The sequence below is a fragment of the Sphingomonas yantingensis genome (assembly GCF_014199325.1).
Classification (GTDB): domain Bacteria; phylum Pseudomonadota; class Alphaproteobacteria; order Sphingomonadales; family Sphingomonadaceae; genus Sphingomonas; species Sphingomonas yantingensis.
Genome location: NZ_JACIJJ010000001.1, coordinates 694,395 through 709,372 on the forward strand (window position 1 = coordinate 694,395; position 14,978 = coordinate 709,372).

A 14,978-nucleotide genomic window follows, 5' to 3' on the forward strand; every position below is an offset into this window, starting at 1 on the left:
TATCCCCCGCGTACGTACGGGATCGAAATCCGCGTGCCGGCGCGAGGGGCCAGCGATTTTTTCGCTTAAGCCCGCCGCCCCGCGGTCGTTCCCCGGCATGACTGCCCAGCCCCGAGGTTTTCATTCGGGGGGGCCTCAGGGCGGTCCGGGAACTATGGAGATCGGACAATGACCGTTATCGGAACCAACATCGGTTCGCTTCGTGCAGCGAACGCCGCCACTTCGGCGAGTGAAGCCCTCAAGTCGTCGATGGAGCGTCTGTCGACCGGCAAGCGCATCAACTCGGCCAAGGACGACGCCGCCGGCCTCGCCATCGCCACGTCGATGACCTCGCAGATCAAGGGCATGAACCAGGCCGTCCGCAACGCCAATGACGGCATCTCGCTGGCGCAGACCGCGGAAGGCGCGCTGAGCGAAGTCACGAACATGCTGCAGCGCGTCCGCGAGCTGGCGATCCAGTCGTCGTCGGAAACGTACAGCGACGACGATCGCGACAACATGCAGCTCGAAGTCGCCGAACTGACGACTCAGATCAACGACGTGCTGACCAAGACGAAGTTCAACAATGTTGCGCTGTTCAACACCACGGCGACCGCGACGGCCGCCGCCGACAACTTCGACATCCAGGTCGGCGCTGCGGCTGGCGAGAAGGTGACCATCAGCAAGGTGCAGGTCGACGCGGCCGATTTCACCGCAACGGGTCTGAACATCGACTCGGTGGCCAATGCGGCAACCACGCTGACCAACGTCGACGACGCGCTGAAGTCGGTCAACACGGCGCGTGCCACGCTCGGTGCGCAGCAGAACCGCCTGCAGTCGGTCGTTTCCAATGTCACCACCAACATGACCAATCTGACCGACGCGCGCAGCCGCATCGAGGACGCCGATTTCTCGGCCGAGACGACGATGCTCGCCAAGGCGCAGATCCTCTCGCAGGCCTCGACCGCGATGCTGGCGCAGGCCAACCAGTCGCAGCAGGGCGTGCTGTCGCTGCTCCGCTAAGCGGACCGGTGATCGAGTAAAGCGTAACCGGCGCCGCCCGCCTCCCCCCTTGAATGAGGGCGGAAGGCGCCGGCCCGGCCGGTCCGCCGGGACAGCGGACACGGCAAGGCGAGAACCCCGGTCGGACATCCGACCGGGGTTTTTCGCGTTCAGGCGTTCGGGGTCGGGATGACGGGCACGGCGACGATCGCCGCGGGCGCGTCGGCGAACAATGCGGCGGCGGCGGCGACCAGCGCGGGCGCGGCGAAGGGCTTGGCGACAATCGGCACCGCATCGAACCCGGCAGGCAGGTGGTTGCGGCCATAGCCGCTGACGAACAGGAACGGGATGCCGCGTGTTTGCAGCGCCAGCGCGATGGCATCGACCATCTCGCCCTGAAGATTGCCGTCGAGGAGCGCGGCATCGACCGGCTCGGTCCCGATCAGCGCCAATGCGTGCGCGGCGCTCGCGGCCGGGCCGATCACCACCGCGCCGGCATCGTTCAACACCTGCCCCAGTTCGATCGCGACCAGCGGCTCGTCCTCGACGACGAGGATGCGCTTGCCCGTCAGCGACAGCGGGTCGGCGGGCCGTGCCGCTGACGGTTCGGCGACGATCGGGCGCGGCGCGGTATGGAGGCGGGCGTTGGAGGGGAGGCGCAGGCGCCAGGTCAGCCCCTCGGGTGCGAACTCGGCCTCGGCCCCGCCGCCCTCGGCGCGGAGACTCCGCTCGATCAGCGCCGAGCCGAAGCCTCGCCGCTGCGGCGTGGCGACCGGCGGCCCACCGCGCTCCTGCCATTCGAGAAGGAGCTGGCCCTTGACGCGCGTCCAGCGCAGCGACGCGGTCCCTGTGGGCACCGACAGCGCACCATATTTATGCGCGTTGGTGACCAGCTCGTGCAGCACCAGCGCCAGATGCAGCGCGGGCTCGGGGGCAAGGTCGACGTCGGGGCCGTCGATGACCAGCTGGCTGGCGGCAACGGTGCCGGTCAGCAATTGCCCCTCGACCAGTTCGCGCAAGCTCGCCCCCTGCCACGTCGTCGCGCTCAACAGAGAGTGTGCACGCGCGAGCGCGTGGATGCGCCCGATGAACGTCGGCGCGAAGTCGGACGGCCCGGTCGAATGGCGCAGCGTCTGCGACGCGATCGCCTGGACCGAGGCGAGCGTGTTCTTCACCCGGTGGTTGAGCTCGCCGATCAGCAGCCGCTGCGTCTCCTCCGCGCGCTTGCGCTCGGTCACGTCGAGGATCTGGATGCCGATCGAGGCGAGGCGGCCGGCGGCGTCTAGCAGGGCCGAGCAATAGCATTCGACCTCCAGCGTCAGGCCGACCGCGTTGCGCATCCGCATCGCATGGACCGCGCGCGGGCGGTGGCCGGCGATCATCCCGCCGATCAGCTCGCCGAACGCGCCGGCATGACCCGCATCGAGCCATTCGAGGTCGTCGGGGCGGAAGCCTGCCACTTCAGACAGGCGCCAGCCGAACAGTCGCTCGGCACTGTCGGACCAGCCGGTGATGCGCTGATCCGGGCCGATCTCGACATAGGCGAGGGGGGAGTTGTCGTGGTGCGCGTTGAGCTTGGCGAGCGCGGCGGCGTGGTCGTCGCGCTGGCGGGCAAGTTCGTGGCGCTGGCGGGCCAGCTCGACGAAGATGTCGACCTTGCTGCGCACGACATGCGGGTCGAGCGGTTTAAAGAGATAGTCGACTGCGCCCGCGCCGTATCCGCGAAAGGTGCGCCGCTCGTCGGGGCCGGCGGCGGTGACGAAGATGATCGGCACGCGCCGCGTCCGCTCGGTCCCGCGCATCAGCTCGGCCAGCTCGAACCCGTCCATTCCGGGCATCTGCACGTCGAGCAGCGCGAGCGCGATGTCGTGGACCAGCAGCGCCTCCAGCGCCTCCACCCCCGAACGCGCGGTGATGAACTGAACGTCGTCGCGGCGCAGCAGCGCTTCGAGCGCCACCAGGTTCTCGTCGATATCGTCGACTGCGAGGATCTTGACGGGTTCAGGCGGCATGGTGCGCGCGTCCTAACGCGGTTCGGTTGCGGCGGTACAGTTTTTCGCGCTCGTCGAAATCGTCGAACGCGGCCGACTGGCTCGAAAAGCGCAGCGTCTCCTTCGAGCCGAGGCCGAGGAACCCGCCGCGCACCAACGACTCGCCGAACAGCCCGATCGCGCGATCCTGAAGCTCGCGGTCGAAATAGATGAGGACGTTGCGGCTGGAGATGAGCTGCATCTCGGAGAACACCTCGTCGCTGGCGAGGTTGTGTTCGGCGAAAACCGCCCGGCGGCGCAGCGACTTGTCGAACACGGCCGCGCCATAAGCGGCAGTATAATAGTTGGAGAGCGAGGACTTGCCGCCCGAGCGGCGGTGGTTCTCGGTGAACTGGGGAATGCGCTCGACATCGTAAATGCCGGCCTCCGCCTTCTCGAGCGCGGCGGGGCTGATGTCGGTGCAGTAGAAGATCGTGCGATCCTCCAGCCCCTCCTCGCGGAACAGAATGGCGAGCGAATAGAACTCCTCGCCGTTCGCGCAGCCGGCGATCCACACCTTGAGCGAGGGCCAGGTGCGCAAGTGCGGGACGACGTGCTCGCGCAGCGCCTTGTAATAATGCGGGTCGCGGAACAGCTCGCTCACCTGGATGGTGAGGAAGCCCATCAGTTCGTTGAAGACCTTCGGCTCGCGCAGGATATGGTGCTGGAGCTGCGACAGGCTGTCGAGGCCGAAGCGGCGCATCGCCCGGTCGACGCGCCGCTGGAGCGAGGCGCGAGAATAGCCGCGAAAGTCGTAATGATGGTGGCGGTGGATCGCCTCGAGCAACAGGTCGAGCTCGATCGCCTCGTGCGCCGCAAAGGCGCGATCCTCTAGCGCGGCATCCATACGCGCACCAGGCTGAGCAGCTTGTCGACGTCGAGCGGCTTGGCGAGATAGTCGTTGGCGCCGGCGTCCAGGCATTCCTGCTGGTCGCGCGCCATCGCCTTGGCCGTGAGCGCGATCACCGGCATCGTCTTGCCCCAGCTCTGCCCGCGCAGCTCGCGCGTGGCAGTGAGACCGTCCATCTCGGGCATCATCACGTCCATGAGGACGAGGTCGACCGGATCGGCGACCCCCCGCGCGCTTTCGTCGAGCGCGGTCAGCGCCTCCTTGCCGTTGCGGGCGATGCGAACCTTCACCCCATGCGGCTCGAAGATGCTGGTGAGCGCATAGACGTTGCGGATATCGTCCTCGACGACAAGGATCTGGCGCCCTTCCAATGCTGCGTCGCGGCCCAGCGACTTGGCGATCAGCTGCTGCTGCGGCTCGGGCAGTTCGCCGACGACCTGGTGCAGGAACAGCGTCACTTCGTCGAGCAGGCGCTCGGGCGACTTGGCGCCCTTGACGATGATCGACTTGGAATAGCGGCGCAGGCGCAGTTCCTCGTCATGCCCCAGGTCGCGGCCGGTATAGACGATGACCGGCGGGAAGCCGACGCTCTCGTCATGGCTCAGCCGTTCGAGCAGGTCGAGGCCCGAGGCGTCGGGCAGGTTGAGGTCGAGGACCATGCAGTCGAACGTCTCGCGCGCCAGCAGTTCGACGCATTCGGCGGCGGAATGCGCCTCCACGGTCTCGACCTCACGACTGGCGAGGAGCAGGCGGACGCTCTCGGCCTGCTGCGCGTCGTCCTCCACGACCAGCACGCGGCGCATCCGCTGCGCCATCTTCGCCTCCAGCCCCTCGAGCATGTCGATCAGCTGGTCGCGCTTCACCGGCTTGAACAGATAGCCGATCGCGCCGCCCGACAGCGCCGCCTGGCTGTCGTCGTCGACCGACACGACATGGACGGGGATGTGGCGCGTGCGCACGTCGCGCTTGATCCGGTCGAGCACCGACAGGCCGGTGTGATCGGGCAGGTTCATGTCGAGGATGACTGCGTGCGGCAGATATTGCCGCGCCATCAGCGCGCCCTCGTCCGCGGTGCCGGCGATCAGTGCCTGGAACCCCAATTCATGCGCCACGTCGCGCAGGATCGCGGCGAAGACCGGATCGTCCTCGACGATCAGGATGACGCGCGCATCGCCCGACAGATGCTCGCGGTCGTCCTCCGCCGCCTCGACCGCGCGGCGGCGGCCGGGCTTGGGGTTGGAAGGGAGGGGGCGGACCGGCTCAGCGCGGAGGGTAGGGACGGGCGCGGCGGCGTCGAAGCTGGTAGGGAGGAACAGCGTGAAGGCGCTTCCCTCGCCGACGACGCTCTCGACAGCTACTTCGCCGCCGAGCAGCCGGGCGAGTTCGCGCGAGATCGAGAGGCCAAGGCCCGTGCCGCCGTACTTGCGGCTGATCGTCCCGTCGGCCTGGCGGAACGCCTCGAAGATCGCCTGCTGATGCTCGGCGGGGATGCCGACGCCGGTGTCGCGGACGGTGAAGGCGATGCGCCCCGCCGCGTCGGTCGAGGCGGTCAGCGACACCTCGCCCTTGGCGGTGAACTTGATCGCGTTGGACAGGAAGTTCTTGAGCACCTGCTCCAACCGCTGCGGGTCGGTCTCGAACAGACCCGGCACCCCGGCGTCGAGGTCGATGCGAAAGCCGATGCCCTTGGCCTCCGCCGCCGGCGCGAACAGTGCGCGCAGCTTGTCGAGCACCGGCGCCACGCGCACCTGTCGCGGCTGCAGTTCGAGCTTGCCCGCCTCGATCTTCGAGATGTCGAGAATGTCGTTGATGAGCGTGAGCAGGTCGTTGCCCGAGGTTTCGATCGTCTCGGCATGGCGAACCTGTTCGGCGGTCAGGTTGCCCGCGCGGTTCTCCGCCAGCAACCGCGCCATGATGAGCAGCGAGTTGAGCGGCGTGCGCAGCTCGTGGCTCATATTGGCGAGGAACTCGGACTTGTAGCGGCTGGCGCTTTCGAGGTCGCCGGCCTGCGCCTGGAGCGCGGTCTGCGCGCGCTCCAAGTCGTCGCGCTGCATCTGGAGCTGTCGGGTCTGCTCTTCCAGCTGGGCGTTGGTCTGTTCGAGCTCGCTCTGCTGGAGTTCGAGGCGTGCGGCGGCGTCCTGCAACTGGCGGCTCTGCGTCTCCAGCTCGTCATTGTTGGCTCGCAGCTCCTCCGACTGGGCCTGAAGCTCCTCGGCCTGCTGCTGCGTCTCCTCGAGCAGTTCGCGAAGCCGGGCGCGGTATTTGGCCGAGCGGATCGCGACGCCGAGCTGCGCGCCAACGCGCTCCAGCAGTTCGAGCGCGGGGGCCGGATCGCCGGCGGGCAGGCCCAGTTCGATGACGGCGTTGACGGTCTCGTCGGCCTCGGTCGTGGTGACGATCAGCGTCGCGGGCTTCGCCTGGCCCAATGCGGTGCCGTAATATAGATAGTCGTCGGGCACCGTCGTCAGCACGAAGCTGCGCTTGTCGGCGATCGCTTGGCCCAGCATCCCGTCACCGCCCAGGATCGTGTCGGGCACGTTCGCCTGCGCCGGTACGCCATAAGTGCCGCGGCGGCGGAAGATCTCGCCGTCGCGCACGAAGATCGCGCCCGCTTGCGCCCCCAGATAGTCGGCGAGGAACTTGAGCGCATTGTCGCCCAGCGTGTCGAGCGGCTGCTCGCCGCCCACCGCGCGCGCGAGCCCGACCTGGCCGGTCTGCAACCACTCCTGATGCCGGACCGCGATGCGGCTGCGGATGAACAGTGCGCCGGTCAGCGCGAGGATCCACACCGCGAGGATCGCGATCGAGCGGTTGAGGATCGCCAGCGCCGGGTCGATTCCCGCGGGCGCCAGCGTGAAGCCGACGATGGTGAGCAGCGTCGCCAGCGCCGCGACGACCGGCGGCACGACCGGCCGCGGCGCCAGATAGGCGAGCACGACGGGCAGGAAATAGGCGATCCAGACTGCCGTCCCCAGCGGAAACACCGCATCCGCCGCAAATGGGACCGCCAGCATGATGCCGAGGCCGGCATAGATCAGCGGCATACGGCGATCGGTCATGAACTTCGACATCGGACGCTTGGACTCGGGCGGAGGATAAAGCGCGCCTTATTTCAGTCCGATCCCGCGCGAACAAGCATGGAAAAAGGGCCGGGGTCCCGCTTGCCCGCGCGTCGACGCAGCGGTTCGTCGGCCGATCGGTGCGACTCGCGGCGCTTCGGACCCGATTGCAGCTTGCGCAGTTGATCGCCCACAAGGTTGCTGTAGTTTTGCTGAACGGCCTTCAACTGGAGTCGCGGCGATGGATCTTGCTCTGCCTGCGCTTGCCAATCGCTTCTCGGTCGTCACGCTGGCCGAGCGGCGTGTTCCTGCCTGGTCTCGGCTACTCGACTGGCCGGCAGCGGGCAACGGCCATGTGCCCGTCCGTGCGCGCCGGCTGTCCGACCGCAACCTGCTCGCCGCGAAGATCGACCGGGCGGTGCTCGATGCCGATCGCGCCGTGCTGCTGGTGGCGGAGGGGGCGGGCTGCTTTGCCGCCGCCTGGTGGGCGCGGCTGTCGCCCGCCGATTATGTCGGCCGCGTCGCCGGTGCGCTGTTCTTCGAACCCGGCGCCAAGGACGAGGCGCGCTTCGCCTCGCCGCGCGTCGCGCTGCCCTTTCCCTCGGTCGTCGTCGGCGATGCGGAAATGCGCGCGCTGGCCGATGGCTGGGGCAGCAGCGTCGTCGATGGCGACGAGGGGCCGTTCGTCCGCGCCCAGCGCGCGGTTCAGCGCTTCACCGCCGCGGTGGTCGAGCGCGAGGTGAGCCGCGGCGAGCGGCTGTGGCTCGGCGTGGTGCGCTGATCCTTTTGCGCTGAAGTGCGTTGCGTCCCCGAAACAAGGGGAGCGAATGCCGATGAAGCCCGACGAACGCATCGCGATGTTGGCGCGCATCGGCTATCTGGCGCGGGCGATCATCTATTTCGCGCTCGGTTATCTGTCGCTGGCGACTGGCCGCGCGGAGGGAACGACGAGCGTGCTGTCGCCCTTGTCGCGTATTCCCGGCGGTGAGGCGCTGACGGCAGCGTTGGCAATCGGGCTGACGGCGTACGGCCTGTTCCGGCTTTACGGCGCCTATGTCGATCTCGAGGCTGATGGCGACGATGCCAAGGGGATCGCCAAGCGCGCGGGCCACGCGCTCAGCGGCTTTGCACATTTCGGCCTTGCCTATGGTGCCGCCTCGCTCTTCGCATGGGGGACCCAGCCGGATGACGGCGCGGCGGGGCGCGATGCCACTGCCTATGCGCTCGGCCTGCCGTTCGGCTGGGCAATCCTGATCGTCGTCGGTATCGGCTTCGGCATCGCGGCGTTCACGCAGGCGGAGAAGGCATGGAGCGCCAATTTCATGCGCCTGCTCACCCGCGATGCGCCGCACTGGAGCGAGGTGGTCGGCCGCATCGGCTATGCCGCGCGCGCAGCCGTGTTCGCCGCGATCGCCTGGGCACTGGTCGATCTTGGCCGGTCGGGGCAGGCGGACGAGGTCGGGTTTCAGGACGCGCTGGCCGCCTATGACGGGCGCGGATGGCTGTTCGCGGGGGTGGCCGGCGGGCTGATGCTGTTTGGCGTGTTCAGCTTGGTGATGGCCCGCTATCGCGACGTGTGCGACACGGCATGGGTGCGCAAGCTCACCGCCTGAGCAGGAACACTGCGTGCTCGGCGAAGAGGTTCGCCGCGGCGGGGCGGGCGGGTCGCCCGTCGGACAGGAACCACGCGCCCTCGACGGTCAGGCCGCGCTCGCGGACGAAGGCGCGAAAGTCGTCGATCGTGACGTGGTGGATGTTGGGCGTCTCGTACCACTCGAGCGGCAGAAGGCGGGTGACGGGCATCCGCCCGCCCCACAACAATGACACGCGGACGCGCCAGTGCGCGAAATTGGGGAAGCTGACGAACGCGCGCCGGCCGATCCTGAGCAACTCGTCCAGCACGACATGCGGGCGCATCGTGGTCTGCAGCGTCTGGCTGAGGATCGCATAGTCGAAGCTCTGGTCGGGATAGTCGGCAAGGTCGGTGTCGGCATCGCCCTGCACTACCGACAGCCCGCGTCCCACCGCGGCGGCGACATTGCCGGGGTTCAGTTCCAGCCCGCGCGCATCGACGTTCGCCGTGTCGCGGAGCGCTGCCATCAACGCGCCGTCGCCGCAACCCACGTCGAGCACGCGCGACCCCGGCGCGACGTTCTTCGCGATGATCGCGAGATCGGGGCGGAGATTCATCGGCCGTTCCCCAGAAACCCCGCGACCACCCGGTTCAACTCCGGGCTGTCGAGCAGGAACGCGTCGTGGCCGAAGGGCGAGGACAGTTCAACGAAGCTCGCCGCCGCGCCCGCGGCGTGCAGCGCCTGCACCACCGCGCGGCTCTCGCTCGTCGGATAGAGCCAGTCGGTATCGAAGCTGACGAGGCAGAAGCGCGTCGCTGCCCCCCGGAACGCGTTGGCGAGGACGCCGCCATGCTCCTCGGCGAGATCGAAATAGTCGAGCGCGCGGGTGATGTAGAGATAGGCGTTGGCGTCGAAGCGGTCGGTGAAGGCGAGGCCCTGATGCCGGAGGTAGCTTTCAACCTGGAAATCGGCGTCGAAGCCGAACGACTTGGCTTCGCGAGCTTGCAACCGCCGCCCGAACTTCTCGGTCAGGCCGGCTTCGGACAGATAGGTGATGTGCGCCGCCATCCGCGCGACCGCCAGGCCCGCGGCGGGGGGCGTCCCTTCATAATAGTCACCGCCGTTCCAGTTGGGATCGGCCATGATCGCCTGTCGCCCGACCTCGTGAAAGGCGATATTCTGCGCCGAATGTCGCGCGGTCGAGGCGATGACGACCGCGGCGGCCACGCGATCCGGGAAGGTCGCGGCCCAGCTCAGCGCCTGCATCCCGCCCATCGACCCGCCGACCACTGCCTTCAGCCGCCCGATGCCCAGATGGTCGAGCAGCATTCCTTGCGCGCGCACCATGTCGCGGATGGTGATGACGGGAAAGCTCATGCCCCACGGCTTGCCCGTCGCCGGATTCACGGTCGCGGGGCCTGAGGTGCCCATGCAACTGCCGAGCACGTTCGAGCAGATGACGAAATCGCGTGCCGGGTCGATCGGCTTGCCCGGCCCGATCATCCGCGTCCACCAGCCGGGCTTGCCGGTGACGGGATGGTTCGACGCGACATACTGGTCGCCGGTCAGCGCGTGACAGACGAGGATCGCGTTCGTCCCCTCGGCATTGAGCGTGCCGTACGTCTCGTACGCGATCTCGACCGGTGACAGCAGGACCCCGCCGTCGAGGCGGAGCGGGCCGGGCAGGACGGCGCGGCAATTCTGACCAAGGGCGGGGGCGGACATGCTGGCCGCGCCCTAGCCGAGCGCGCCGCCGCCGAAAAGGGCTGGCCTTGCGGGTACCGGCCCACGGGCTTATCGGCAGGCCCCATGTTCGCACCCGTTCCCAAGCCCTGGATCATGGGCATCGCTCCGTATGTCCCCGGCCGGTCGAAGACCGACGACGGGCGCAAGGTCGTCAAGCTGTCGTCGAACGAGAACCCGCTCGGCACCGCGCCAGAGGCGCGCGAGGCATTCGCCGCCGCCGCCGGCAGCCTCGAACGCTATCCCGACCCCGGCGCGGCCGAACTGCGCGAGGCGATCGGCGCGCGCTACGGCCTCGACCCCGCGCGGATCATCTACGGCACCGGGTCGGACGAGGTGCTGCATCTGGTGGCCGGCGCCTATGCCGGACCGGGGGACGAGGTCGTGTTTGTCCGCTACGGCTTTGCGGTGTACGAGATCGCAGCGCGCCGGGTGGGCGCGAGGCCCGTGATCGCCCCGGACAAGGATTATGCGACTGATGTCGACGCAATCCTGGCTTCGATCACGCCCGCGACGAAGGTCGTCTATGTGGCGAACCCCAACAACCCCACCGGCACCTTCGCCCCGCGCGAGGAGATTTCGCGGCTGCACGCCGGGTTGCCGCGCGACGTGATGCTGGTCATCGACCAGGCCTATGCCGAATATATCGACGCGGGCGACGACGACGGCGCGCTGGAACTCGCCAAGACCGAGGCGAACGTCATCGTCACGCGCACCTTCTCCAAGATATACGGCCTCGCCGCCGAGCGGATCGGCTGGGGCTACGGCTCGGCCGAGGCGGTCGAGGCGATGCACCGCATCCGGATGCCGTTCAACATCACGACCGCGGGGCAGGGGGCGGCGCTTGCCGCGCTCGCCGCGCAGGACTTCGTCGAGGCGAGCCGAGTCCACAACGAGGAGTGGCGCACTTGGTTCGCGGCCGAGATCGGCAAGCTCGGCAATGCCGGGCTGCGCGCCGTCCCGTCGATGTGCAACTTCGTCCTCGTCCTGTTCGAGGGGCCGGTGAGCGCCGAGACCGCGTACAAGGGGCTGATGGACGCGGGCTATCTCGTCCGCTGGCTGCCGGGACAGGGCCTGCCGCACGGCCTGCGCATCTCGATCGGCACTGCCGAGGAGACGCAGGGGGTGATGGCGGCGCTGCGCGCAATCGTCGAGCGGGGATGAGCTTCACCCGGATCACCGTTGTCGGGCTGGGCCTGATCGGCTCGTCGGTCGCGCGCGCGGCGCGCGCGCGGATCGAGGGCGTGCAGGTGACCGGCTACGACGCTGATCCCGAGGTACGGGCGACCGCGCGCGAGATCGGGCTGTGCGACGAAATCGCCGACGATGCCGACGCAGCGGCGCGCGAGGCGGACCTGGTGGTGCTGTGCGTCCCCGTCGGCGCGATGGGCCGTGCGGCGGCGGACCTCGCGCCGGCGCTGCCCGCCGATGCGATCGTCACCGACGTCGGCTCGTGCAAGGCGAGCGTGGTCGAGGCGCTGGCCGCCGCGCTCCCCGGCCATGTCATCGTCCCCGCGCATCCCGTCGCCGGCACCGAGCAGAGCGGCCCGACCGCGGGCTTCGCGACCCTGTTCAACCACCGCTGGTGCATCCTGACCCCGCCCGAGGGCACCGACCCCGTCGCGGTCGATCGCGTCGCCGGCTTCTGGCGGGCGCTGGGGGCGGAGGTCGAGACGATGGCGCCCGACCACCACGACCGCGTGCTGGCGGTGACCAGCCACCTGCCGCACCTCATTGCCTACACGATCGTCGGTACGGCGTCCGATCTGGAAGAAGTCACCCAGTCCGAGGTCATCAAATATTCGGCGGGCGGGTTTCGCGACTTCACCCGCATCGCCGCGAGCGACCCGACGATGTGGCGCGACGTGTTCCTCGCCAATCGCGAAGCGGTGCTCGACATGCTCCAGCGCTTCTCGGAAGATCTCGCGCTGCTCCAGCGCGCGATCCGCTGGGGACAGGGCGACGCGCTGTTCGACCATTTCACTCAGACCCGCGCCATCCGCCGCTCGATCGTCGAGCAGGGGCAGGACGACGCGCGCGCCGATTTCGGGCGCACGCACGAGTGACGTGGCGCGGGGGTCAGCCCCGCGCCAGCGCCTCCGCGATCAGATTGCGGCTGTTGTCGATGCCATAGAGCGCGATGAAGCTGCCCATGCGCGGCCCCTGGCTCGATCCCAGCAGCGTTTCGTACAGCGCCTTGAACCAGTCGCGCAGGTTCTCGAAGCCGCCGGTCTTGCCGATCTCGTAGACGATGTTCTGGATGTCCTCGGCGCTCGCTCCCTCGGGTAGCGCCGCCAGTTCGGCATCGAGGCGGCGCAGCGCGTCGACCTCCACCCCCTCGGGCGCGCGGCGGACGGGCTTTTCCGCCACGTCGCGGACATAGGCGATGGCGTGCCCGATCAGCGCGTCGAGCGCCGGGTAACGCTCGGGGCTGGCGTCGGCGACATAATTGCCGAGATAGCCCCAGACCTGATCCTTCGTCGCCTCGCCCATCACGCCAATGAGGTTAAGCAAAAGCCCGAAGGTGACGGGCAGCTTCTCCGCCGGCGGCTCGCCATTGTGGATGTGGTGGACGGGGTTGCCCAGCCGCTGCTCGACCGGCTGGCCAGCATAATTGCCGCGGAACTGCCAATATTCGTCGATCGCGCGCGGAATGACGCCGAGGTGGAGCTGCTTGGCCTTTTTGGGCTCGCGATAGGCGTAGAAGGCGAGGCTCTCCTCCGGCCCATAGGTCAGCCACTGGTCGAGGCTGAGGCCGTTGCCCTTGGACTTCGAGATCTTCTGCCCATGCTCGTCGAGGAACATCTCGTAGTTGAAACCCTCGGGCGGGCGCGCGCCGAGGACACGGGCAATCTTTGACGACTGCGTGACCGAATCGATCAGGTCCTTGCCCGCCATCTCGTAATCGACGCCGAGCGCGACCCAGCGCATCGCCCAATCGACTTTCCACTGAAGCTTCGCCGCGCCGCCCAGGATCGACTGCTCGATCCGCTGGCCCTCATCCATGAACGCGATTCTGCCGGCGTCGGCATCGACGACCTCGACCGGCACCTGAAGGACGATGCCGCTCGTCGGGCTGATCGGCAGCACGGGCGAATAGGTCGCGCGCCGCTCCTCGCGCAGCGTCGGCAGCATCACGCCCATGATCGCGTCATAGTGGCGCAGCACCGCCTTCAGCGTCTCGTCGAACCGACCGCTCGCATAGTAATCGGTGGCGGAGGCGAACTCGTAATCGAAACCGAAGCGGTCGAGGAAGTCGCGCAGCATCGCGTTGTTGTGATGCGCGAAGCTCTCGAACTTGCCGAACGGGTCGGGCACCTTCGTCAGCGGCTTGCCCAGATGCTCGGCCAGCATCTCGCGGTTCGGCACGTTGTCGGGCACCTTGCGAAGCCCGTCCATATCGTCCGAAAACGCGATCAGGCGCGTCGGCTGGTCGCTCAGCGTCTCGAACGCGCGGCGGACCATCGTCGTGCGCAGCACTTCGTTGAAGGTGCCGATATGCGGCAGGCCCGAGGGGCCGTAGCCGGTCTCGAACAATATGGGCGCGCCGCCCGGCTTGCCCTCGAGGTAGCGGGCGAGGAGCTTGCGCGCCTCTTCATAGGGCCAGGCCTTGGACGTGGTGGCGGCGGTGCGGAGTTCGGGGGTTACGGTCGGCATGGGAGGAGCCTCTAGCGACGGTAACGCTTCCTTACAAACGGGACCGGAACACTTCGCGGTCGCAACAATTCATGTGGGCGTCCAACACAGGTTAAGCCGCCATGATCGTCAACGACACCCCCCGCATGAGCACCATCGTCGTCGAGGTGTGGAAGCCGCTGGCCTTGCTGTTCGTCTGGGACATCGCGGTCACCGCCTTCTACATGATGACGACGTTCAAGGCGCCGTCGCTGCCGCTCACCATCTTCGGTACGGTGCTGGCGCTGTTCCTCGGCTTTCGCGACAATTCGGCGTACCAGCGCTGGTGGGAGGGGCGGCAGCTTTGGGGGCTGATGATCAATGCCTCGCGCAACCTCGCCCGCGCGGCGATCGCCTTCATCCCCGATGAGCCGGCGCGGGCGAGAGACCTGAAGCGCTCGATCGCGCTGCGCCAGGTCGCCTATGTCAACGCACTGCGCGCACAGCTTCGCAAGCTTGGCGACTGCCCCGAGGTCTATGACTTCGTGTCGAAGGAGGAGGGCGCGGAGCCGATGAGCCGCGTCAACGGCGCCAACGGCTTCCTCGACGGCACCTCGAAGCGGATCGAGGAGGCGCGACAACAGGGGTGGATCGACACGATCCAGCAGACGCAGATGGAGCGCATCCTCGTCGACATCGCCAATGCACAGGGCGGCATGGAGCGGCTGAAGAACACGCCGCTGCCCGTCCAGTACCGCTTCTTCCCGTCGTTCTTCACGCGGCTGTTCTGCCTGCTCCTGCCGATCGGGCTGGTCGAGACGCTGGGCTGGGCGACGCCGATCGGCTCGACGCTGGCGGGCCTGATGTTCCTCGCCGCGCTTCAGATCGGCGACGATCTGGTCGATCCGTTCAGCAATACGCCCCACGACCTGCCGATGAACGCGATGTGCCGGACGATCGAAATCGACCTGAAGCAGGCGATCGGCGACGAGGCGCCGAAGCCGCTGACCCCGGTCAAGGGCGTGCTCTGGTAACTTTTGTCGGCGGTGAGTCCGGCGCGCCACATCGCAAGCACTGGTGGGCCGGGGCGGGGTCAGCGACCCCATATCTGGTTGCGGACTCGAAA

The 14,978-nt window shown here is 68.0% G+C and carries 12 protein-coding genes; 6 read left to right on the forward strand and 6 right to left on the reverse strand.

What is annotated here, in order from left to right:
* The first annotated feature begins 168 nt into the window (after window positions 1–168).
* Window positions 169–1,002: a flagellin N-terminal helical domain-containing protein gene (locus FHR19_RS03510; RefSeq protein WP_184024412.1), complete on the forward strand. Its 834-nt coding sequence runs from the start codon at window positions 169–171 to the stop codon at window positions 1,000–1,002.
* Between the two features lie 149 nt (window positions 1,003–1,151).
* Here FHR19_RS03510 and FHR19_RS03515 read toward each other — a convergent pair whose 3' ends face one another.
* The 3 genes from FHR19_RS03515 to FHR19_RS03525 are packed head-to-tail and all read right to left on the reverse strand — an operon-like array spanning window position 1,152 to window position 6,905.
* Window positions 1,152–2,993 carry a response regulator gene (locus FHR19_RS03515; RefSeq protein ID WP_184024414.1) on the reverse strand — a complete coding sequence of 614 codons (1,842 nt, stop codon included), beginning with the start codon at window positions 2,991–2,993 and terminating at the stop codon, window positions 1,152–1,154.
* A complete protein-coding gene (locus tag FHR19_RS03520; RefSeq protein ID WP_184024416.1) occupies window positions 2,983–3,858 on the reverse strand; it encodes a CheR family methyltransferase in 876 nt (291 codons plus the stop codon). The genes FHR19_RS03515 and FHR19_RS03520 overlap by 11 nt, the downstream gene beginning before the upstream one ends.
* Window positions 3,843–6,905, reverse strand: a complete 3,063-nt coding sequence (locus FHR19_RS03525; protein ID WP_184025827.1) for a response regulator — start codon at window positions 6,903–6,905, stop codon at window positions 3,843–3,845. Before FHR19_RS03525 ends, FHR19_RS03520 begins: the two co-directional genes overlap by 16 nt.
* A 256-nt stretch (window positions 6,906–7,161) precedes the next feature.
* Here FHR19_RS03525 and FHR19_RS03530 point away from each other — a divergent pair, with 256 nt between their 5' ends.
* Entirely contained in the window at window positions 7,162–7,701 is a 540-nt protein-coding gene (locus FHR19_RS03530) for an RBBP9/YdeN family alpha/beta hydrolase (RefSeq protein WP_184024418.1), read from the forward strand.
* 52 nt (window positions 7,702–7,753) lie between these two features.
* Complete coding sequence (locus FHR19_RS03535; protein ID WP_184024422.1) at window positions 7,754–8,533, forward strand: DUF1206 domain-containing protein; 780 nt, start codon at window positions 7,754–7,756, stop codon at window positions 8,531–8,533.
* Here FHR19_RS03535 and metW read toward each other — a convergent pair.
* Together metW and metX are read right to left on the reverse strand one after the other, a co-directional pair.
* Entirely contained in the window at window positions 8,523–9,110 is a 588-nt protein-coding gene (metW, locus tag FHR19_RS03540) for a methionine biosynthesis protein MetW (protein WP_184024424.1), read from the reverse strand. The genes FHR19_RS03535 and metW overlap by 11 nt on opposite strands.
* Entirely contained in the window at window positions 9,107–10,219 is a 1,113-nt protein-coding gene (gene metX / locus FHR19_RS03545) for a homoserine O-acetyltransferase MetX (RefSeq protein ID WP_184024426.1), read from the reverse strand. Before metX ends, metW begins: the two co-directional genes overlap by 4 nt.
* 84 nt (window positions 10,220–10,303) lie before the next feature.
* On the opposite strand from metX, the gene hisC reads away from it, so the two are divergent.
* Both hisC and FHR19_RS03555 read left to right on the forward strand, forming a co-directional pair.
* On the forward strand, window positions 10,304–11,401 hold the full coding sequence (gene hisC, locus FHR19_RS03550; RefSeq protein ID WP_184024429.1) for a histidinol-phosphate transaminase: 1,098 nt from the start codon (window positions 10,304–10,306) through the stop codon (window positions 11,399–11,401).
* Window positions 11,398–12,303 (forward strand): prephenate/arogenate dehydrogenase family protein, encoded by a 906-nt coding sequence (locus FHR19_RS03555; RefSeq protein WP_184024432.1) that lies wholly within the window; start codon window positions 11,398–11,400, stop codon window positions 12,301–12,303. The genes hisC and FHR19_RS03555 overlap by 4 nt, the downstream gene beginning before the upstream one ends.
* 13 nt (window positions 12,304–12,316) lie before the next feature.
* On the opposite strand, the gene FHR19_RS03560 is transcribed toward FHR19_RS03555, so the two are convergent.
* Window positions 12,317–13,894 (reverse strand): lysine--tRNA ligase, encoded by a 1,578-nt coding sequence (locus FHR19_RS03560; protein ID WP_184024434.1) that lies wholly within the window; start codon window positions 13,892–13,894, stop codon window positions 12,317–12,319.
* Window positions 13,895–13,995: 101 nt separating this feature from the next.
* On the opposite strand from FHR19_RS03560, the gene FHR19_RS03565 reads away from it, so the two are divergent.
* Window positions 13,996–14,886, forward strand: a complete 891-nt coding sequence (locus FHR19_RS03565; RefSeq protein WP_184024436.1) for a bestrophin family protein — start codon at window positions 13,996–13,998, stop codon at window positions 14,884–14,886.
* The last annotated feature ends 92 nt before the right edge of the window (window positions 14,887–14,978 follow it).

Coding starts and splice junctions, on each gene's coding strand:
- FHR19_RS03510 (WP_184024412.1), top strand. CDS start 169: ATGACCGTTATCGGAACCAACATCGGTTCGCTTCGTGCAGCGAACGCC.
- FHR19_RS03515 (WP_184024414.1), bottom strand. CDS start 2,993: ATGCCGCCTGAACCCGTCAAGATCCTCGCAGTCGACGATATCGACGAG.
- FHR19_RS03520 (WP_184024416.1), bottom strand. CDS start 3,858: ATGGATGCCGCGCTAGAGGATCGCGCCTTTGCGGCGCACGAGGCGATC.
- FHR19_RS03525 (WP_184025827.1), bottom strand. CDS start 6,905: ATGCCGCTGATCTATGCCGGCCTCGGCATCATGCTGGCGGTCCCATTT.
- FHR19_RS03530 (WP_184024418.1), top strand. CDS start 7,162: ATGGATCTTGCTCTGCCTGCGCTTGCCAATCGCTTCTCGGTCGTCACG.
- FHR19_RS03535 (WP_184024422.1), top strand. CDS start 7,754: ATGAAGCCCGACGAACGCATCGCGATGTTGGCGCGCATCGGCTATCTG.
- metW (WP_184024424.1), bottom strand. CDS start 9,110: ATGAATCTCCGCCCCGATCTCGCGATCATCGCGAAGAACGTCGCGCCG.
- metX (WP_184024426.1), bottom strand. CDS start 10,219: ATGTCCGCCCCCGCCCTTGGTCAGAATTGCCGCGCCGTCCTGCCCGGC.
- hisC (WP_184024429.1), top strand. CDS start 10,304: ATGTTCGCACCCGTTCCCAAGCCCTGGATCATGGGCATCGCTCCGTAT.
- FHR19_RS03555 (WP_184024432.1), top strand. CDS start 11,398: ATGAGCTTCACCCGGATCACCGTTGTCGGGCTGGGCCTGATCGGCTCG.
- FHR19_RS03560 (WP_184024434.1), bottom strand. CDS start 13,894: ATGCCGACCGTAACCCCCGAACTCCGCACCGCCGCCACCACGTCCAAG.
- FHR19_RS03565 (WP_184024436.1), top strand. CDS start 13,996: ATGATCGTCAACGACACCCCCCGCATGAGCACCATCGTCGTCGAGGTG.